We start from the raw sequence: 18,858 nt of genomic DNA on the forward strand, positions 1-18,858 counted from the left end.
GCTGTTACGCGCTGCCTTTGCAGCGTGCGGCTTACTGCACTTTTTTTTCGTCAAAGAGGAATTTTTATGTCACTGGAAAATCTGATCATGGAGTTGCTGGTCAGGGCTGGAAGCGCCCGAAGCCATGCGCTTTGCGCTCTGCAAAATGCCCGAAGCGGGGATTTTATCGCCGCCGATCTCGCGATGGCGGCCGCCAAAGAGTCGGTCAACGAAGCCCACCACATCCAGACCGAACTGATCGGCATGGATGAAGGCTGCGGCAAAGTGCCGGTGACCTTAATCACCGTCCACGCTCAGGATCACCTGATGAATGCGATGCTGATCCAGGATCTGGCGACGGATTTCATCACCCTCTATCGCCGTTTACCGCAGGAGGTCAGTCATGCTTAAGATCGCAGTCGTTGGCGGTGGCAGCAGCTATACGCCCGAATTGATGGAAGGTCTGATCCAGCGCTATCAACAGCTGCCAATCACCGAACTGGCGCTGGTGGATGTGGAAGCCGGGCGCGAGAAGGTGGAAGCGATCGCCGCACTCGCCCGCCGGATGCTCAGGCACAAAGGGCTGGAGCAGGTCAACGTCAGCGTTCACTTCGAGCTGGATGACGCCATCCGGGGTGCCAGCTTTGTGCTGACGCAGCTGCGGGTTGGGCAGTTAGCCGCCCGCGCGGCCGACGAACGGTTGGGGCTGAAATATGGTTTGCTGGGACAGGAAACCACCGGCGTTGGCGGCTTTGCCAAAGCGCTGCGGACCATTCCGGTCATGCTGAACGTGGCGCGCAAGGTGGAAGAGCTGGCGCCGGACGCCTTTATCATCAACTTCACCAACCCGGCGGGGATTGTTACCGAAGCCGTGTCTCGCTACAGCCGGGCAAAAATCATCGGCCTGTGCAACGTGCCTATCACCATGCACCACATGATTGCCGATATGCTTGCCGTGCCTTATCAGGAGCTGTCGCTGCGCTTTGCCGGGCTGAATCATATGGTCTGGGTGCACAAGGTCAGCCGGTTGGGTGAAGACCTGACGGCGAAGGCGATCGACCTGCTGTGTGATGGCAACGCCCTGTCGATGAACAACATCAAGGATTTACCGTGGCCGCCGGCGTTCCTGAAAGCGCTGGGCGCAATTCCCTGTCCTTACCATCGCTACTTTTATCAAACCGCCGCGATGATCGAAGAAGAAGTTGAGGCAGCAAAATCTCGCGGTACCCGAGCCGAACAGGTGATGAAAGTCGAAGCCGAGCTCTTTGCGCTGTATGCCGATCCGCAGCTGGACACCAAGCCCGAGCAGCTTAGCTTCCGTGGCGGCGCGCACTATTCGGAAGTGGCCGTGGAACTTATCAGCGCAATCTATACCAACGCCGGCAAAGAGCTGGTGGTGAACTGCCGCAATAACGGGGCGATTCAGGGACTGGCGGATGATGCGGTGGTTGAAACCAACTGCCTGATTGACGCCCAGGGCGCGCATCCGCTGGCGTTTGGCCGCCTGCCGCCGGCCATGAATGGCCTGACGCAACAGGTCAAAGACTTTGAAAGGCTGACCATCGAAGCCGCGGTCAAAGGCGATCGTCAGAGCGCGCTGCTGGCGCTGGTAACCAATCCACTGATTGGAAATCTCGCCAGTGCTGAAGCGTTGCTGGAAGATGTGCTGACGCTAAACAAACCGTATCTGCCGCAATTTAACTGATGTGAAAAACACCGGCGACGAACCGGTGATGGGGGTGTCTGTGACCGTGAAAAAAACATTCATTGAGCGTTATGTCCTGCCCGTAGCGCTGAAAGTCGCCGGGCAAAAGCATGTGCTGTCGGTGCGTGACGGCATCATTTTGAATATGCCGTTTATGCTGATAGGCTCTTTCTTCCTGATATTTGCCTATCTACCGATCCCCGCCTGGGGGCATCTGATGGCTGACCTGTTTGGCGATAGCTGGCGGGACAAGCTGTTGTATCCGGTGAAAGCCACTTACGACATCATGGCGATCCTCTCCAGCTTCGGCATCGCTTACCGGCTGGCGGAAAAATACCGCACCATCGATCCCCTCACCAGCGGTGCGATGTCGCTGGTGGCCTTTATGATGACCATCCCGCAGCACACTTTGTTTGCGCCAGTAGAAGGCGCGGCGCAGAAAGTGATTGATGGCGTGATCCCGGTTAACCTGGTGGGCAGTCAGGGGCTGTTTGTGGCGATCATTATCTCGTTACTCTCCACCGAAATTTACCGCTTTGTCAGCGGGCGAAATCTGGTGATCCGCATGCCGGAAGGGGTGCCGCCAGCGGTGGCCAAATCGTTCCTGGCGCTGGTTCCCGGCTTCTGCGTACTGGCGGTGGTGCTGGCGATCAGGCTGGCGGTGGAAGCCTCCTCCTTTGGTGACGTAAATAACATGATCGCCACCATCATCGGCATTCCGATGCATCATGTCGGCGGCACGCTGCCGGGGATGATTTTCTCGGTGATCCTGATTGGCGTGTTGTGGACGTTGGGGCTGCATGGCGATGCCATCGTGCTGGTGTTTATTCAGCCGGTGTGGCTGTCTAATATGACCGAAAACCTGAACGCGTTTCAGCATAACCTGCCGATCCCGCACATTATTACCCAGCAGTTTTACGACCTGTGGATCGCGCCGGGCGGGACCGGGGCGTTGCTGGGACTGGTGATCTTTATGGTTGTCAGCAGCCGCAGCGCACAGATGCGCCAGCTGGGTAAAATCGCCGCACCGGGCGCGCTGTTTAATATCAGCGAACCGATGGTGTTTGGCATTCCGCTGGTGATGAACCCGTACTTCTTCCTGCCGTTCATCCTGACGCCGGTGCTGCTGGTGCTGGTTTCCTATTTCTCAATGTCTACCGGGCTGGTGGCACCGCCCGCCGGGATTGCGCTGCCGTTCACCACGCCGATCTTCGTTAGCGGCTATCTGGCAACCGGTGGGCACATTTCCGGAACCATTCTACAGGTGGTGAATCTTGGGATCTCGCTGGTGGTCTATTACCCGTTCTTCCGCGCGTGGGACAACCTGAAAGCCCGTGAGGAGCTACAGGCCAGGCAGCAAAGTGTGGAAGCCGCCGCCGCTTCACAGCCCGCCGTGTAAGTGCGTTAATCGACTTCAGTCTTTTTACCTCAGCACGCTACCACCCGCATTGTGCCTGGGTGGTGGCGTGCGGGTTGTCAGCGCCCACGGCGCTGAAACTTTGGCCGGAGAACGGGCAACATCGCAGCTGAAAGTATTTTTTGGCGCCTGAATGACGCGCTTCAGTTGCATTCATAGCAGAGGAATTCATATTATTGCCTGTTATGCGGAGCAAACATGTCTTTGCTCAGGTCATCCCGGGATACTGTCTGATGCCTTCTGTGACGTACAATGAAAAACAGGTTAGCCGATGGATCGGTGCGCGCACCGTTGCCAGGGGAAGAAGCCTGGTGGAAAAAGCGCAGAATATTCAGTGGCAAAACAACCTGCTGACCGGCGAAGTGCCGGGCAGAAAAATCGAACCCTTCCAGGTGATGGTGCATTTCAGCACGCCGCAGGGCAAGCTGCTGGCCAATGGCGAATGCACCTGTCCGGTAAAAAACAACTGCCGCCATGTTGCGGCGGTGATGCTGGCTTATCTGCAACAGCAGCCTGAGAAAGCGCCAGAAGAACCCACATTACACCGAATCTCCACCACGCCAGTGCCAACGCTGCGGCTTGAATCACGCGCAAAATTTGTCAGTGGCTTTGGTCGCTATGGCCACCGGCAGAAGAAGCTGGACTTCGCTGCGGTGCATTTTGACTACTCGGGCATCGCCGTCCCGGCGGGCAGCAGCGGTGAACGCTTTGAAGACCGTCAGGGCGCGCCTTTTTTGATTCAGCGTCAGCCGGCGCTGGAGGAGAGCTGGTTGCAGGAGCTGAATGCCGCCGGGCTGGAAACCATCCCGGCCGGGCACATCTACACGCCTGAATCCACGCCATTGCCACCGGTGATCTTTGCCCCGGAAACCCCGGCTGCGTGGCGGACGTTTATCCGCAAACAGCTGCCGAAACTGCGCAAGCGCGGCTGGAAGGTCAGCATGGACGATGACTTCACCTGGAACGTCACCGACATTGCCGGCATCGAAGGTAAAGCGGTGCAGGGACAGGACGGCTGGTTCAACCTTGAGCTGGAAGTCAACGTCGGCAAACGCCAGGTGCGGATGCAGCCGTTACTGTCGGCGCTGTTCCAGAAAGATCGCCGCTGGTTCTCCGGCAACCTCAATCAAATCCCCGACGAGGAAGTGATCGAACTCCGAAGCGATCGCAACGAACGTCTGCATATCAGCGCCAGCATCATGAAGCCGCTGGTCGGCAATCTTATCGATCTGTTTGCGTTAGGGGCCCATACGCCGCTGCGGATTGCGCCTTACGAGGCAGGGCGCTTAACCGCGCTGAATGACACCGGTCGCTGGCAGTTTCACGGCGACAGCGGTGTCTGTCAGCTGGCGGAACGCCTGAGGTCCAGCGAAGGCATCCTGCCGGTTGAGCCACCAAAAGGGCTGCATGCCCAGCTGCGTGATTATCAGCAGCAAGGGCTGAACTGGATGCAGTTCCTGCGCGCCCATGACCTCTCCGGCGTGCTGGCGGATGATATGGGACTGGGCAAGACCGTGCAGACGCTGGCACATCTTCAGCTGGAAAAAGAGGCAGGCAGGCTGGACCGTCCGGCGCTGATCGTGGTGCCGACCACGCTGGTCTATAACTGGACGCAGGAAGCCAGCCGCTTTACGCCAGAGCTGAAGGTGCTGGCGCTGACCGGGCCGGATCGCAAAGCCTTTTATGATGACATCGAAAAGTACGATGTGGTGCTGACCACCTATTCCCTGTTATGGCGTGACCAGCCGCAGCTGATTGGCCACAGCTATCATCTGCTGATCCTCGATGAAGCGCAGTACGTCAAGAACAGCGCCTCACGCGCGGCGTCGGTGATCCGCTCGCTGAAATCCCGCCACCGCTTGTGCCTGACCGGTACGCCGCTGGAAAACCACCTCGGCGAGCTGTGGTCACAGTTCGATTTCCTGCTGCCGGGCTTCCTCGGCAGCGAAAAGCAGTTTACGCAGGACTGGCGCGTGCCGATTGAGCGCAACGGTGACCGGGTGCGCAGAGAGCTGTTAGCGCGACGCGTCAGGCCGTTTATGCTGCGCCGACGCAAGCAGGAAGTGGCAAAAGAGCTGCCGCCGAAGAACACCATCGTGCGTTCGGTCGAGATGGAAGGCAGCCAGCGCGAGCTGTACGAATCCGTGCGCAGTGCGATGCAGGATCGTGTGCGGCTGGCGGTCGAGCAGCAAGGCGCCGGGCGCAGCCATCTGCTGGTGCTGGATGCGTTACTCAAGCTGCGACAGATATGCTGCGATCCGCGGCTGGTCAAAACCGATAAGGCCGCGAAGGTGAAGCATTCCGCCAAGCTGGCGCTGCTGCGGGAGATGCTGGACGATCTGCTGGCGGAGGATCGCCGGATCCTGATCTTCTCGCAGTTCACCACCATGCTGTCATTGATCGCGGAAGAGCTGCAAAAAGCCCGCATTCCGTTTGTGACGCTGACCGGCAGCACGCGGGATCGTATTGAGCCGGTGAGGCGTTTCCAGGAAGGTGAGGTCCCGGTATTTTTGATCAGCCTGAAGGCCGGTGGTGTGGGGCTCAATCTCACCGCGGCGGACACGGTGATCCATTACGATCCCTGGTGGAATCCGGCGGCAGAGAATCAGGCCACCGACCGCGCGTATCGCCTCGGTCAGGACAAGCCGGTGTTCGTCTATAAACTGATTGCCGCGGGCAGCATTGAAGAGAAGATCGTCGCGCTGCAGGGGCAGAAAGCCGAACTGGCCGACAGCATCCTTGAGGATGAACTGAGCGAACCCGCCAGCTTCACCAGTGACGATCTGGCGACGCTGTTTGCGCCGCTCTGACGTTTCGTCTCTGCGGTCGATTGCCGGCAGGCGCAATCAGCGCTTCTGATACCACCAGACCGCTTCCCACGGGCGCAGCATCACTTCACCGGGCGTGACGTGGGTATCGGGATAGTTGCTGATCAGCACGTCCCACTGACCGCTGTAGGCCGGTGGGTGCCAGACCTGGGTTTCGGCACTGAAGTTGGTTGCCACCACCAGCGTCTCGTTGTCCATACGTCGGCAGTAACACCACAGATAAGGATGATCCGGCAGCAGATCGAGATAATCGCCCCAGGTGAGGATCGCGAACTCTTTGCGCAGCTGGATCAACCGCTGATAGGTGTAAAACACCGATCCCTTGTCGGCCAGTGCCGCCTCGGCGTTGATCGTTTCCAGGTTGTCGCACATACCGATCCACGGCGTGCCGCTGGTGAAGCCGCCATTCTCGCCCGCGTTCCAGGGGATTGGCGTGCGGCCGTTATCGCGGGATTTACTGGCCAGAATCGCCAGCAGGTTATCGCTGTCACGACCCTGAGAGCGCAGCTCGGCGTACATATTGTGGCTTTCGATATCGCGGTAATCGATGATGCGGGTGAAGTGCGGATTGGTCATCCCCAGCTCTTCACCCTGGAAGATATAGGGCGTGCCCTGCATCCCGTGCAGCACCAGCGCCAGCATTTTGGCCGACTGCACGCGGTAGCGATCTTCGTCTCCCCAGCGCGACACCACCCGTGGCTGATCGTGGTTACACCAGAACAGCGCGTTCCACGCCTGATTGTGCATGCCATGCTGCCAGTGGCTGAAGATCGCCTTTTGCGCCACCAGATCCAGCGGCGTCAGCGTCCATTTCTGGCCGTTGTAAAAATCCACCTCAACGTGATCGAAGCTGAATACCATCGACAGCTCTTCGCCATCCAGTGCGCCATAGCGCTGGCAGTGCTCAAGGGTGGCGGAAGACATCTCGCCCACGGTCATCAGCTCACGCGGGCGGAACACGTCGCGGCTCATTTCCTGCATAAACTCATGGATGCGCGGACCATCGGTATACAGCCGCAGCCCGTCGCCACCGGGATCGTCCGGGAAATCCTGATGCTTGGACACCAGGTTCACCACATCCAGCCGCAGCCCGTCGATACCGCGATCGGCCCAGAAGTTGACGATCTGCTTTAGCTCGGCGCGCAGATTGTCATTCTCCCAGTTAAGCTCGGCCTGCTCCGGTGCCCACAGGTGCATATAGTACTGGGCGCTTTCCGGGTGCCAGCGCCAGGCGTTGCCACCAAACTTCGACAGCCAGTTGTTCGGCGGCTGAGTTGGCGTGCCGTCACGCCAGATATAATAGGAACGATAGGGACTCTCGCGATCCAGCGCCTCATGGAACCAGTGATGCTGGGTCGAACTGTGGTTAAACACCATATCCAGAATAATGCGCATGCCGCGCCGATGCGTCTCTTCGACCAGCCTGTCGAAGTCGTTCAGGGTGCCAAAGATCGGATCGATGGCGATATAGTTCGCCACGTCATAGCCGTTGTCGACCTGCGGGGAGATATAGAACGGCGTCAGCCAGATTGCATCCACGCCGAGCTGTTTTAAATAGTCGAGCCGCAGGATCACGCCTGCCAGATCGCCCGTTCCGCTGCCGGTCGTGTCCTGAAAACTCTTGGGATAAATTTGATAAATAACGCCGTTTTGCCACCACGGGGGAATTTTGGTCATCGCTCAATCCTGATTCTCAGGTGAAAGGGTCTGGCTGTGTTGATTGCTGTAATCCGTTCTTATTCCCTAAGATTAGCCATTATCTGGCAAGGCGTCACAAAACAAGACAGTGCCTGGGGGATTAGTCACAACTCACTTGCTGCGCATTGCGAAATATGTTTTATGGGTTTTTTGCCTTTTTTGGCCCGTCATACTTATGGAGACCTTTTGATGCCTCAGTTTTTGCGTTTGTCGTTACTTGCCAGCGCCCTGTTTGTCTCACTCTATGCTCAGGCAACCCCCGCTGGCAACCTGCCGTTGATGCCCTGGCCACAACAGGTTGAGCAGCCCGCCAGCGGCGGCAGTTTGCGGCTGGATAACCGGCTTTCGATCCGCATTGAGGGCGACGATCTGCCGGGATCGGTAGATCGCTGGCGTCAGCGTATTGGCCTGCAAACCGGCTGGCAGATGATGCCGCAAATCGGCGAGGTGGCGCAGCCGACCATCCGCATTATCATCGCCAAACGCGTCGATCCGATCCCGCAGCCGGACAGCGATGAAAGCTACAGCCTGCATGTCAGCGGTGACGGCGTGGTGCTGAATGCCGCCACGCGTTTTGGTGCGATGCGTGGCATGGAAACCGTGCTGCAACTGGTGCAGAACACCCGGCAGGCTAGCGAGATCCCTTATGTCACTATCCACGACAGCCCGCGCTTTCCCTGGCGTGGCATCCTGATCGATTCCGCCCGTCATTTTATGCCGCTCGACACACTTCGCCGCCAGATTGATGGCATTGCCTCGGCCAGAATGAACGTCTTCCACTGGCACCTGACCGACGATCAGGGTTGGCGATTCGCCTCCAGTCATTATCCAAAGCTGCAGGAAAAGGGCAGTGACGGCCTGTTCTACACTCAGGATCAGATGAGATCGATCGTGCAGTACGCAGCGGATCGTGGCGTGCGTGTGGTGCCGGAGATCGATCTTCCGGGTCATGCGACGGCGCTGGCGGTGGCGATGCCCGAATTGATCAGCGCGCCGGGGCCGTATCAGATCGAACGTGGCTGGGGCGTGTTCAAACCGCTGCTCGATCCCAGCAACGAGCAGGTTTATCAGTTCATCGACACCCTGGTCGGCGAAGTGGCGGCGGTGTTCCCGGATCCGTGGCTGCATATCGGTGGCGACGAAGTCGATGCCACGCAGTGGAAGGAATCCAAACCTGTTCAGGACTTCATGCGGGAAAAAGGGCTGAAGGATGAGCATGCGCTGCAGGCGTATTTCAACCAGCGGGTGGAGAAGATCCTTGAGCAGCATCATCGCCAGATGATGGGCTGGGATGAGATCGCCCATCCGGATCTGCCGAAAAGCATTCTGATCCAATCCTGGCAGGGGCAGGATGCGTTGGGCGAGGTCAGCAAGCAGGATTATCACGGCATTCTCTCCGCCGGTTTCTATCTGGATCAGGCGCAGCCGGCCTCTTATCACTACCGCAACGAAGTCTATCCCGTGGGCCTGGACGGGCACGATCGGCTGCAGCAGGGCGATACCGCTCAGAGCTGGCAGTTCAGCATGCCAAGGCTGAAAGGCAGCGCGGTGAAGGGCAGCTTTACGCTTATCGAGCATGGCGGCGAATGGCGCGGCTTTATCGATTTTGCCGGGAAATCGCGGCGGATGGTGCGCGACGTCGAGTGGCTGTCACCGCATCAGGTGACTTTCAGCGTGGATACCTGGATGGGGGACTTCCGGCCGGTGGTCTCACTGGATGGCGACAGGCTCAGCGGCTATATGCGGGTGGGCAACGCCCGCTATCCTGCTCAGGGCACTAAGCTGAATGCGGTGCCGACCGGCATCCAGCCTGCGGTACCCAGTGAGCAGCAGATGAAAGATAACCTGCTGGGCGGCGAAGCGGCGCTGTGGGCAGAAATCGTCAATCCGCAGGTGATTGATGTGCGCCTGTGGCCGCGCGCCTATGTCGTCGCGGAGCGCCTGTGGTCGGCGAAGGATGTGACCAATGAGCAGAACATGTACCGGCGGCTGGCGGCGGTGGACAGCTGGTCAGCCATCTCGGTGGGTTTGCAACAGCATGCACAGACGCAGACCCAGATGATCCGGCTGGCGAACAGCAGCAATACCGTGCCGCTGCAAATCTTCGCGCAAGCGCTGGAGCCGGCCCAGTATTACACCCGTCAGCACCTGAAATTCCAGGCCGGACATTATGACCTGAACGAACCGCTAAACCGGCTTGCCGATGTGTTACCCGCTGAGAGCGATAAGGTGCGCGAGCTTAACCAGCAGGTCGGGGCATTGATTGCCAACCGGAGCGACCGCCAGGCACTGCAGGCTATACGTCATCAGCTGCGCCTGTGGCAGCAAAACGTGCCGGAGGTAATGCCGCTGCTGGCGCAAAATTATGCGCTACAGCCGCTTCAGCCGGTGGCGCAGCAGCTTGAAGCGATAAGCCGCATCGGCCTGTCATTGCTGGATGCCATTGAGGATAACCGGGCGTTTGGGTCGGATGAAGTGGCGAAAATGCAGGCGACGCTGGATAAAGCGGCGGCCACCCAGGATGAAGTGGTGCTGGCGCTGGTCTATCCGATTGAGCAGTTATTGCGGGCGGAACGGTAGGACGAAAACCCTCTCCCGCGGCGGGGAGAGGGTGAACCGGTTAGCGACGAACGGCGATCGCTTCGATTTCGATTTTCACATCTTTTGGCAGACGGGCCACTTCCACGCAAGAACGCGCCGGGAAGCTGGCCTGATGCTCGGTGAAAAACGCTTCATACGCGGCATTCACCGTCGCGAAGTCATTCAGATCCTTGACGAACACCGTGGTTTTAACGATGTCACCGACTTTCAGACCGGCGGCTTCGACGATCGCCTTCACGTTTTCCAGCGACTGGCGTGCCTGAGCGGTCACGTCGTCGGCCACGGTGCCGGTTTTAGGATCGACCGGGATCTGGCCAGAAGTGATGATCATGCTACCCAGATCGACGCCCTGCACGTAAGGACCGATAGCGGCGGGTGCGTTTTCAGTGCTGATTTCGCGAGACATACTTTCTCCCTGATAATGAGATGCTGCGTTAGCGGAGCAACGGCGGTCGCTCCGGCCGGGTTTGGCGTTCACCCGCGGCCCATTATAGGCCGCTGGATGCTGATTACCAGTTTGCCAGCACCACGTGGTGGGCGAACGACTTCTCGCAATATTTGCAGGTTAAGCGCACGTCATCCTGACGTTTTTTCACCGCGAAGCTGGAGGTGACCGGCTCGCTGCGGCTGATACAGTTGCTATTCGGGCAGGTCAGCACGTGCTCGATACGATCCGGCAGCGCCGGCGCAATTTTGCCGACCACTTCATAATTATCGATGCGGTTAACCGTAGCGTGCGGGGCATAGACCGCCAGCTGGTTGATCTGATCGTCGGTCAGGAAGGTGTTCTCAATCTTGATCAAATCTTTGCGGCCCATCTCGCCAGACGGCAGGTTCAGACCGATGGTGATGCGCTGATCGGTTTCGGTCAGGCGGAACAGCGACAGCAGCTTAAAGCCAATCTGTGCCGGAATGTGGTCGATTACCGTGCCGCGTTTTATCGCTTCGACCTGCAGTTTATTATCGTGCGTCATCTCAATTCCCCTTACAGAGCCAGTTCGCTACTCAGCACCAGCGCCAGAAGCGCCTGGCGTGCATAGATGCCATTTCCCGCCTGCTGGAAGTACCAGGCATACGGCGTTTTGTCGACATCGGTGGTGATCTCGTCGATGCGCGGCAGCGGGTGCAGCACTTTCATATTGTCGCGGGCACCGGCGAGGTCAGCCGCACGCAGCACAAACTGCGCTTTGACGTTGGCGTACTCAGACGGGTCCAGACGCTCTTTCTGCACGCGGGTCATATACAGAATGTCGACCTGCGGCACTACTTCTTCAATGCTGTCGTGGCGGCTCCAGACAATGCCTTTTTCGTCCAGCACATCGGTGATGTAAGCCGGCATCGCCAGCGCATCCGGGGCGATAAAGTAGAAACGGTTGCCGTCGAACTTCGCCAGCGCCTGTGCCAGCGAGTGCACGGTACGGCCATATTTCAGGTCGCCGACCATTGCCACCTTCAGGTTGTTCAGACGGCCCTGGGTTTCCTGAATGGTGAACAGATCCAGCAGGGTCTGCGTCGGGTGCTGATTCGCGCCGTCACCGGCATTCAGGATCGGCACCCCGTTGGAGAATTCCGTTGCCAGGCGCGCGGCACCTTCCTGCGGATGGCGCATCACAATCGCATCGACGTAAGTGCCAATCACCGAGATGGTGTCGGCGAGGGTTTCGCCTTTCTTGCCCAGTGAGGTGTTGCTGCCATCGGCGAAGCCGACCACCGACGCGCCCAGGCGGTGCATGGCGGTCTCGAAGGAGAGGCGCGTGCGGGTGGAGGCTTCAAAGAAGCAGCTCGCCACCACGATATGCTTCAGCAGTTCCGGCTGCGGCGTGGCCTTCAGGCTGGCGGCGGTGTGCAGCACCAGCTCCAGCTCTTCACGGTTGAGGTCGTTAATTGAAATGATATGCTTGTGAAACAACGGGTTTGCCATTATCTCTCTCCTTTACGCGTGCCGGTTAGCTGAAAAACGGGCAAAAAAAAGCCCCTCAATGAGGGGCTTCTTTTTATGATCGGTGGTGCCATGGAAGGAAAAACGGCGCTGCCAGCCTGGGTTCAGGCTTGTCAGTCCAGCAATGTTAACGCGACTCAGTTTCATGCTTCCTCCCGGCAAACGGGGGGCATTATACGCAATCGGCTCGCTGCGGCAAGCAAAAACCGCAGCGCCGAAACCGTTTGCCCCTGGCAACTTAATGCAGTTTTGCCAGCGTCGCGACCATCACCGCCTTAATGGTGTGCAGACGGTTTTCCGCCTGATCAAACACCACGCTGTGCGCGGATTCAAACACGTCGTTGGTCACTTCCATGCCGCCCTGCAGATTGTATTGCTCGGCCATCTGCTGGCCCAGCGTGGTCTGGTCGTCGTGGAAAGCTGGCAGGCAGTGCAGGAACTTCACTTTTGGGTTGCCGGTCAGCGCCAGCATCTCATTGTTGACCTGGTATTTGCGCAGCAGCGCGATACGTTCCTGCCACACTTCTTTCGGTTCGCCCATCGACACCCAGACATCAGTGTAGATGAAATCTGCGCCGTTCACGCCTTCCGCAATATCTTCGGTCAGGGTGATTTTGCCGCCGGTTTTCTCTGCCGCCTTACGGCACTCGGCGACCAGCGCCTCATCCGGCCAGCAGCCTTTTGGTGCCACCAGACGCAAATCCAACCCGACCAGCGCGGCGGCTTCCAGCAGGGTATTGCCCATATTGTTATGCGCGTCGCCGACATAGGCGAGGGCCATCTGGCTGAAGGCTTTCTCCGGCAGGTGCTCTTCCATGGTCAGCAGGTCTGCCAGCAGCTGGGTCGGGTGGAACTCGTTGGTCAGGCCGTTCCATACCGGGACGCCGGCATGTTCCGCCAGCGACTCGACCAGCGCCTGGCCGTGACCGCGATACTGAATACCGTCATACATCCGGCCCAGCACGCGCGCCGTGTCTTTCATCGATTCTTTATGGCCGATCTGGCTGCCACTCGGGCCGAGATAGGTGACGTTTGCGCCCTGATCGTAAGCGGCAACTTCGAAAGAGCATCGTGTACGGGTCGAGTCTTTTTCGAAGATGAGCGCAATATTTTTGCCTTTCAGGTGCTGAATTTCCTCGCCATTTTTCTTATCGGTTTTCAGCGTGGACGCCAGCGCCAGTAATCCGGTCAGTTCAGCGGGGGTAAAATCCAGCAGCCTGAGAAAATGGCGTTTATATAAATGACTCATAAAGCACTCCAGGTGACAATTATTGAATTAAAATTCAATTTAACCGTATGAATATGCATTTTCAACCCCGGCGTGCAGAAACTTTTGTTTAAAGGTAGTGGCGGGAACGGCACTGTGGGAAAATACTCATTATAGATGCCACACACAGAGGAACGGATCATGGCAAATGAAGCCTTGCTGGAAGAGCAGCGTGAAGAAACGCGGCTGATTATTGAAGAGCTGTTAGACGATGGCAGCGACCCGGACGCGCTTTACACCATCGAACACCACCTCTCTTGCGACAGTTTTGACGCGCTGGAAAAAGCGGCGGTTGAAGCCTTTAAGCTGGGTTACGAAGTGACCGAGCCAGAAGAGCTGGAACTGGAAGATGGCAGCAAAGTAATGTGCTGCGATATTCTGAGCGAAGGCGCGCTGAATGCCGAACTGATTGATACGCAGGTTGAACAGCTGGTCGATCTGGCGGCGAAGTTCAACGTTGATTACGATGGCTGGGGCACCTACTTCGAAGATCCTGATGCGCAGGACGAAGATGAAGAAGGCGACGAAGCCGATGAAGAAGATGACGGCATCCGTCACTGATTCAGCTTAAGCGTTATCAGGCCCGGACATTGCTCCGGGCCTGTTTATTTCTGACCGGGCAGAATTGCGCTGCCATCGACTTTTATGAAGGGAACGCCGGTTCACCTTCACCACTTTTCGGACCCGCATGAACACTGAACACCTCCTTGCTCCCATTCACGCTTTTTTGCATTGCCGCACGCCGCAGGCATGGATTGAGCAGGCCCGTAAGCCGGAGAACCTGCCGCTGCTGCTCACCGACCATCTGGTGTGCGAACTGAAAGCGGCGCAGACCGCCATGTGGCTGATCCGCAGATATGTCGCGGACAAAGAGAGCGGCGATGCGCTGCTGGCCTGGCTGAAGCCGTGGGAACAGTTTGTGCATTGTGAGAACGCTGACCTGGCGTTTCTCGAGCAGCATAAAACCTTATCGAAGACGGTGATCAGCCGCGTCGACGCGAAATATGGCGATGTGCTGGTGGATAAGATGGTGCTACTGATCAAAGAGGAGCTGCACCACTTTTATCAGGTGCTGGAGATTATGCAGGCGCGCAATATTCCCTATGTAAAAATCACCGCCAGCCGCTATGCCAAAGGCCTGCTGCGGGAAATCACCAATCATGAACCGCAGACGCTGGTGGATAAGCTGATTTGTGGCGCCTACATCGAAGCGCGTTCCTGCGAACGGTTCGCCAGCCTGGCGCCGCATCTGGATGACGAGCTGGCGTCGTTTTACGTATCGTTATTGCGCTCAGAAGCCCGACACTATCAGGATTACCTGGCGCTGGCAGCCGAGATATCGAAAACCGATATCAGTGCGCGCGTGCAGATCATTGGCGAGACGGAAGCGAAGTTGATCCAGGAACTGGACAGCCAGCTGCGATTCCACAGTGGATTGCCGGATTTCGGCTAGCCGAAAAGAAGGTTGAGCCAGGAAGGGATCGGGACGGAAGGGGAGTTCCGTCCGGTTCAAATCACAGCGTTTTTAGCATGGTGACTTCGCAGTCAACGTGGCCGGTGCAGCCCATCGGGCCTGGGATATGTTCAAAGCCCAGATGCTCATACAGACGCACGGCACGCGTCAGTGAAGCCGTGGTTTCAAGGTAGCAACGTTTGAAGCCGCGCTCGCGCGCAAAGTCCATCGCCTGCATCGCCAGCTCGCGTGCCAGCCCCAAACCGCGCACCGCAGGCATAAAGTACATCTTCTGCAGTTCGCAAACCCCTTCCTCGCTGCACTGCAGCGGCGCTACGCCACCGCCGCCAACAATCTTACCTTCCAGCTCAATTACCCAGTAGGCGCTGTCAGGCTCGCTGTAGAGCTCAAATAGATGGTCGAGGTTCGGGTCCGCCACGGTGAAGCCTTTATCGGCCGTCAGGCCAAATTCGGCGGAGACATCGCGGATGACCTGCGCAATCTGCGGGTTATCGTCCAGCGTGATGGGACGCACGTGTAAATTGAGCTGCGTTGCAGTTGTCATAAGACTCACTCGTTTAACCATGCCAAAAAAGCCGGGCAAGCCCGGCTCTGATCGGTGGGCAACTGGCTGGACGCCCGTTGCACTTTACAGTGCGGCAATTACCGCCTGCTGTTCAATCAGTTTCGCTTTAGCCTGTTCAAAGTCGGCAATGCGCTCACGCTCTTTCGCCACAACGGCTTCAGGGGCGCGGGACACAAAACCTTCGTTCGACAGTTTGCTCTCAATCTTACCGATTTCAACGTCCAGCTTGGTGACTTCCTTCGCCAGACGCTCCAGCTCAGCGGTCTTGTCGACCAGGTCAGCCATTGGGATCAGCAGCTCGGCACCGTCGATGATCTTGGTAACCGACACCGGCCCTTTGTCATCGGCGGCCAGACAGGTGATGCTGTCCAGACGTGCCAGCGTTTTCAGGAAGCTGTGGTTGTCGGTAACGCGCTGCACCACAGCCGGGCTTGCGCCACGCAGCAGTACATCGAGCTTTTTAGAAGGAGACAGGTTCATTTCCGCCCGAATATTACGGATGGCAACGATAGCCTGTTTCAGCCACTCGGTATCGTTCAGTGCGGCTTCATCAACCTTCGCGGTATCGAAAGCGGGCATCGGCTGCAACATGATGGTGTCGTCGCTGATGTTTTTCAGCACTTTCACGCGCTGCCAGATGGTTTCAGTGATAAACGGAATGATTGGGTGCGCCAGGCGCAGCAAGGCTTCCAGCACGTTCACCAGCGTATTACGCGTACCGCGCAACTGGACTTCCGTTCCGCCGGTCATTACCGGTTTCGCCAGCTCCAGGTACCAGTCACAGAACTGGTTCCAGGTGAATTCATACAGAATGTTGGCGGCGATATCGAAGCGATAGTTATCCAGCGCGTCGCGGTAAGCTTTCACCGTCTGGTTGAATTCAGCGATGATCCAGCGATCGGCCAGAGACAGCTCCATTTCGCCGCCGTTGAAGCCACAATCCTGATCTTCGGTGTTCATCAGCACAAAGCGGCTGGCGTTCCACAGCTTGTTACAGAAGTTGCGGTAGCCTTCCAGGCGCTTCATATCCCAGTTGATGTCACGGCCGGTTGAGGCCAGCGCCGCCAGGGTGAAACGCAGGGCATCGGTCCCGTGTGGCTCAATGCCGTTCGGGAACTGCTTCTCTGTACGCTTGCGGATTTTCTCGGCCAGCTGCGGCTGCATCATGTTGCCGGTACGCTTCTCCAGCAGGTCTTCCAGCGAAATGCCGTCAACCATATCCAGCGGATCGATGACGTTGCCTTTCGACTTGGACATCTTCTGGCCTTCGTCGTCACGGATCAGGCCGGTCATATAGACCGTCTTAAACGGAACCTGCGGCTTGCCGTCTTCATCTTTGATGAAGTGCATAGTCAGCATGATCATGCGGGCGATCCAGAAGAAGATGATGTCGAAGCCGCTGACCAGCACGCTGGTCGGGTGGAAGGTGCGCAGCGCTTCGGTGTTCTCAGGCCAGCCAAGGGTGGAGAAGGTCCACAGGCCGGAAGAGAACCAGGTGTCCAGCACGTCTTCATCCTGGTTCAGCGCCACTTCGGCACCCAGGCTGTTTTCGCTGCGCACTTCTTCTTCGGTGCGACCGACGTAGACGTTGCCTTCCGCATCATACCAGGCCGGGATACGGTGACCCCACCACAGCTGACGGGAAATACACCAGTCCTGAATATCGCGCATCCACGAGAAGTACATGTTTTCGTACTGCTTAGGCACGAACTGGATATCGCCTTGCTCAACCGCTTCAACCGCGACTTTCGCCAGCGGTGCAGTACGCACGTACCACTGATCGGTCAGCATCGGTTCGATAACCACGCCGCCACGGTCGCCGTAAGGCACGGTCAGATCGTGAGGCTTCACCTCTTCCAGCAGGCCCAGCGCGTCGACCGCAGCAACGATCGCTTTACGCGCCGCGAAACGTTCCAGGTTCTGGAATTCTGCCGGGATAGCCGCGCTGTAAACGTCAGATTCTTCGCCGTTGCAGTCATACACCTGCGCCAGCTCACGGATATCACCATCAAAGGTCAGGATGTTGATCATCGGTAACTGGTGACGACGGCCAACTTCATAGTCATTGAAGTCGTGCGCCGGGGTGATTTTCACGCAGCCGGTGCCTTTTTCCATGTCCGCGTGCTCATCGCCAACGATTGGGATGCGACGATTAACAAACGGCAGCACGATAAATTTGCCGATCAGATCTTTGTAGCGCGGATCTTCCGGGTTAACGGCAACGCCGGTGTCGCCCAGTACCGTCTCAGGACGGGTGGTGGCGACCACCAGGTAATCTTTGCCATCGGCGGTTTTCGCGCCGTCGGCCAGCGGATAGCGGATATGCCACATCGAGCCTTTCGACTCGCGGTTTTCCACTTCCAGGTCAGAAATTGCGGTGCGCAGTTTTGGATCCCAGTTGACCAGGCGCTTGCCACGGTAAATCAGGTTCTCTTTGTACAGGCGCACGAACACTTCTTTTACCGCGTCAGACAGGCCATCGTCCATGGTGAAGCGCTCACGCTCCCAGTCCACAGAGTTACCCAGGCGGCGCATCTGGCGGGTGATGGTGCCGCCTGATTCTGCTTTCCATTCCCAGATTTTTTCGATGAACGCATCGCGACCGTAGTCTTTGCGCGTTTTGCCTTCTTCAGCGGCGATTTTGCGCTCGACAACCATCTGCGTGGCGATACCGGCATGGTCCGTACCTGCCTGCCACAGGGTATTTTTACCCTGCATGCGCTGGTAGCGGATCATGGTATCCATGATGGTTTGCTGGAACGCGTGACCCATATGCAAGCTACCGGTGACGTTCGGCGGCGGGATCATGATGCAGAAGCTCTCCTGGCGGGTATCGCCATGAGGTTTAAAGTAGCCCTGCTGTTCCCAGTGCTCGTAAAGCGGCTGTTCGATATCTTGCGGGTTATATGTCTTTTCCATTTCTACTATGTCGTTGGCGGCACGGGCGGCGTTGCCGTATTCAAGTGGAATCCAACGCTGCGATACGCTTTGTAGCGGTCGCGCGCCAGCTGTTTCAAAGATTCTTCATAAGGGACGAAGTCTACCACTTCATGGAAAGCGGTGGCAAAATCTGCAAAGTGCGGCAGCAGGCTGATCAGCAGGTCGCGCGGAGAATTTCCCCGACGTTGCGGCCAGGCGAGTTCAACCGGTGCACCGTATTTTGGCCCTTCGCCCGCCAGATTGTGCGGCACAAAGGCGCTGGCCGGACGTTGCCATAAAGCTTCGTCCAGCCGGATGGCCTGCGCTTCATCCTCGCAGGCAACCAACACGCGTTTTCCCTCGCGCCAGCGCGCTTCTGCTATATCGCAGACCAGCGCCTCAAGGGCGCTAATCCCGTCAACCGGGGTGTCGGTTTCCAGCAGATAGAAGGTTGCGTTTTTCATCA

The 18,858-nt window shown here is 57.7% G+C and carries 16 protein-coding genes; 7 read left to right on the plus strand and 9 right to left on the minus strand.

From position 1 onward, the window contains the following. Window positions 1-66: 66 nt before the first annotated feature. The 4 genes from ACXKZG_RS02865 to ACXKZG_RS02880 all read left to right on the plus strand — a co-directional run bounded on the left by ACXKZG_RS02865 (window position 67) and on the right by ACXKZG_RS02880 (window position 5,911). On the plus strand, window positions 67-390 hold the full coding sequence (locus tag ACXKZG_RS02865; protein WP_013203997.1) for a PTS lactose/cellobiose transporter subunit IIA: 324 nt from the start codon (window positions 67-69) through the stop codon (window positions 388-390). Then, window positions 383-1,684, plus strand: coding sequence for a 6-phospho-beta-glucosidase (locus tag ACXKZG_RS02870; RefSeq protein WP_488875652.1), 1,302 nt, complete (start codon window positions 383-385; stop codon window positions 1,682-1,684). The genes ACXKZG_RS02865 and ACXKZG_RS02870 overlap by 8 nt, the downstream gene beginning before the upstream one ends. A gap of 28 nt (window positions 1,685-1,712) precedes the next feature. Further along, window positions 1,713-3,083 (plus strand): PTS cellobiose transporter subunit IIC, encoded by a 1,371-nt coding sequence (gene celB, locus ACXKZG_RS02875; protein WP_041692435.1) that lies wholly within the window; start codon window positions 1,713-1,715, stop codon window positions 3,081-3,083. Between the two features lie 251 nt (window positions 3,084-3,334). After that, the gene (locus ACXKZG_RS02880) at window positions 3,335-5,911 is read left to right on the plus strand and encodes a DEAD/DEAH box helicase (RefSeq protein ID WP_488875653.1); all 2,577 of its coding nucleotides are present in this window, start codon (window positions 3,335-3,337) and stop codon (window positions 5,909-5,911) included. A 36-nt stretch (window positions 5,912-5,947) separates the two neighbouring features. On the opposite strand, the gene ACXKZG_RS02885 is transcribed toward ACXKZG_RS02880, so the two are convergent. After that, the gene (locus ACXKZG_RS02885) at window positions 5,948-7,606 is read right to left on the minus strand and encodes an alpha,alpha-phosphotrehalase (protein WP_151036478.1); all 1,659 of its coding nucleotides are present in this window, start codon (window positions 7,604-7,606) and stop codon (window positions 5,948-5,950) included. Window positions 7,607-7,816: 210 nt separating this feature from the next. On the opposite strand from ACXKZG_RS02885, the gene ACXKZG_RS02890 reads away from it, so the two are divergent. Beyond that, window positions 7,817-10,207 (plus strand): beta-N-acetylhexosaminidase, encoded by a 2,391-nt coding sequence (locus tag ACXKZG_RS02890; protein ID WP_488875654.1) that lies wholly within the window; start codon window positions 7,817-7,819, stop codon window positions 10,205-10,207. Window positions 10,208-10,247: 40 nt separating this feature from the next. Here ACXKZG_RS02890 and ridA read toward each other — a convergent pair whose 3' ends face one another. The 5 genes from ridA to argF all read right to left on the minus strand — a co-directional run bounded on the left by ridA (window position 10,248) and on the right by argF (window position 13,416). Beyond that, the gene (gene ridA / locus ACXKZG_RS02895) at window positions 10,248-10,634 is read right to left on the minus strand and encodes a 2-iminobutanoate/2-iminopropanoate deaminase (protein ID WP_013203991.1); all 387 of its coding nucleotides are present in this window, start codon (window positions 10,632-10,634) and stop codon (window positions 10,248-10,250) included. 103 nt (window positions 10,635-10,737) lie between these two features. Then, complete coding sequence (pyrI, locus tag ACXKZG_RS02900; RefSeq protein ID WP_013203990.1) at window positions 10,738-11,202, minus strand: aspartate carbamoyltransferase regulatory subunit; 465 nt, start codon at window positions 11,200-11,202, stop codon at window positions 10,738-10,740. A gap of 11 nt (window positions 11,203-11,213) precedes the next feature. Continuing rightward, window positions 11,214-12,149, minus strand: a complete 936-nt coding sequence (pyrB, locus tag ACXKZG_RS02905) for an aspartate carbamoyltransferase (protein WP_013203989.1) — start codon at window positions 12,147-12,149, stop codon at window positions 11,214-11,216. 12 nt (window positions 12,150-12,161) lie between these two features. After that, complete coding sequence (locus ACXKZG_RS02910; RefSeq protein ID WP_167738382.1) at window positions 12,162-12,314, minus strand: hypothetical protein; 153 nt, start codon at window positions 12,312-12,314, stop codon at window positions 12,162-12,164. 91 nt (window positions 12,315-12,405) lie between these two features. After that, a complete protein-coding gene (argF, locus tag ACXKZG_RS02915; protein ID WP_488875655.1) occupies window positions 12,406-13,416 on the minus strand; it encodes an ornithine carbamoyltransferase in 1,011 nt (336 codons plus the stop codon). Window positions 13,417-13,575: 159 nt separating this feature from the next. Between argF and rraB the strand changes: the two genes are divergently transcribed. Both rraB and miaE read left to right on the plus strand, forming a co-directional pair. Then, window positions 13,576-13,995, plus strand: a complete 420-nt coding sequence (rraB, locus tag ACXKZG_RS02920; RefSeq protein ID WP_013203986.1) for a ribonuclease E inhibitor RraB — start codon at window positions 13,576-13,578, stop codon at window positions 13,993-13,995. Window positions 13,996-14,122: 127 nt separating this feature from the next. Next, on the plus strand, window positions 14,123-14,887 hold the full coding sequence (gene miaE, locus ACXKZG_RS02925) for a tRNA isopentenyl-2-thiomethyl-A-37 hydroxylase MiaE (protein ID WP_488875656.1): 765 nt from the start codon (window positions 14,123-14,125) through the stop codon (window positions 14,885-14,887). 61 nt (window positions 14,888-14,948) lie between these two features. On the opposite strand, the gene ACXKZG_RS02930 is transcribed toward miaE, so the two are convergent. The 3 genes from ACXKZG_RS02930 to ACXKZG_RS02940 form a co-directional block, all read right to left on the minus strand. Further along, window positions 14,949-15,452: a GNAT family N-acetyltransferase gene (locus ACXKZG_RS02930; RefSeq protein WP_013203984.1), complete on the minus strand. Its 504-nt coding sequence runs from the start codon at window positions 15,450-15,452 to the stop codon at window positions 14,949-14,951. An 84-nt stretch (window positions 15,453-15,536) separates the two neighbouring features. Beyond that, the gene (locus ACXKZG_RS02935) at window positions 15,537-18,392 is read right to left on the minus strand and encodes a valine--tRNA ligase (RefSeq protein WP_013203983.1); all 2,856 of its coding nucleotides are present in this window, start codon (window positions 18,390-18,392) and stop codon (window positions 15,537-15,539) included. Window positions 18,393-18,397: 5 nt separating this feature from the next. Next, window positions 18,398-18,856, minus strand: a complete 459-nt coding sequence (locus ACXKZG_RS02940; RefSeq protein WP_013203982.1) for a DNA polymerase III subunit chi — start codon at window positions 18,854-18,856, stop codon at window positions 18,398-18,400. Window positions 18,857-18,858 lie beyond the last annotated feature (2 nt).

The organism is Erwinia sp. 2186 (assembly GCF_057812255.1).

What these genes read in the sequence shown, in the direction of transcription:
- ACXKZG_RS02865 (WP_013203997.1), top strand. Translation starts at nt 67, where the DNA reads ATGTCACTGGAAAATCTGATCATGGAGTTGCTGGTCAGGGCTGGAAGC.
- ACXKZG_RS02870 (WP_488875652.1), top strand. Translation starts at nt 383, where the DNA reads ATGCTTAAGATCGCAGTCGTTGGCGGTGGCAGCAGCTATACGCCCGAA.
- celB (WP_041692435.1), top strand. Translation starts at nt 1,713, where the DNA reads ATGGGGGTGTCTGTGACCGTGAAAAAAACATTCATTGAGCGTTATGTC.
- ACXKZG_RS02880 (WP_488875653.1), top strand. Translation starts at nt 3,335, where the DNA reads ATGCCTTCTGTGACGTACAATGAAAAACAGGTTAGCCGATGGATCGGT.
- ACXKZG_RS02885 (WP_151036478.1), bottom strand. Translation starts at nt 7,606, where the DNA reads ATGACCAAAATTCCCCCGTGGTGGCAAAACGGCGTTATTTATCAAATT.
- ACXKZG_RS02890 (WP_488875654.1), top strand. Translation starts at nt 7,817, where the DNA reads ATGCCTCAGTTTTTGCGTTTGTCGTTACTTGCCAGCGCCCTGTTTGTC.
- ridA (WP_013203991.1), bottom strand. Translation starts at nt 10,634, where the DNA reads ATGTCTCGCGAAATCAGCACTGAAAACGCACCCGCCGCTATCGGTCCT.
- pyrI (WP_013203990.1), bottom strand. Translation starts at nt 11,202, where the DNA reads ATGACGCACGATAATAAACTGCAGGTCGAAGCGATAAAACGCGGCACG.
- pyrB (WP_013203989.1), bottom strand. Translation starts at nt 12,149, where the DNA reads ATGGCAAACCCGTTGTTTCACAAGCATATCATTTCAATTAACGACCTC.
- ACXKZG_RS02910 (WP_167738382.1), bottom strand. Translation starts at nt 12,314, where the DNA reads ATGAAACTGAGTCGCGTTAACATTGCTGGACTGACAAGCCTGAACCCA.
- argF (WP_488875655.1), bottom strand. Translation starts at nt 13,416, where the DNA reads ATGAGTCATTTATATAAACGCCATTTTCTCAGGCTGCTGGATTTTACC.
- rraB (WP_013203986.1), top strand. Translation starts at nt 13,576, where the DNA reads ATGGCAAATGAAGCCTTGCTGGAAGAGCAGCGTGAAGAAACGCGGCTG.
- miaE (WP_488875656.1), top strand. Translation starts at nt 14,123, where the DNA reads ATGAACACTGAACACCTCCTTGCTCCCATTCACGCTTTTTTGCATTGC.
- ACXKZG_RS02930 (WP_013203984.1), bottom strand. Translation starts at nt 15,452, where the DNA reads ATGACAACTGCAACGCAGCTCAATTTACACGTGCGTCCCATCACGCTG.
- ACXKZG_RS02935 (WP_013203983.1), bottom strand. Translation starts at nt 18,392, where the DNA reads ATGGAAAAGACATATAACCCGCAAGATATCGAACAGCCGCTTTACGAG.
- ACXKZG_RS02940 (WP_013203982.1), bottom strand. Translation starts at nt 18,856, where the DNA reads ATGAAAAACGCAACCTTCTATCTGCTGGAAACCGACACCCCGGTTGAC.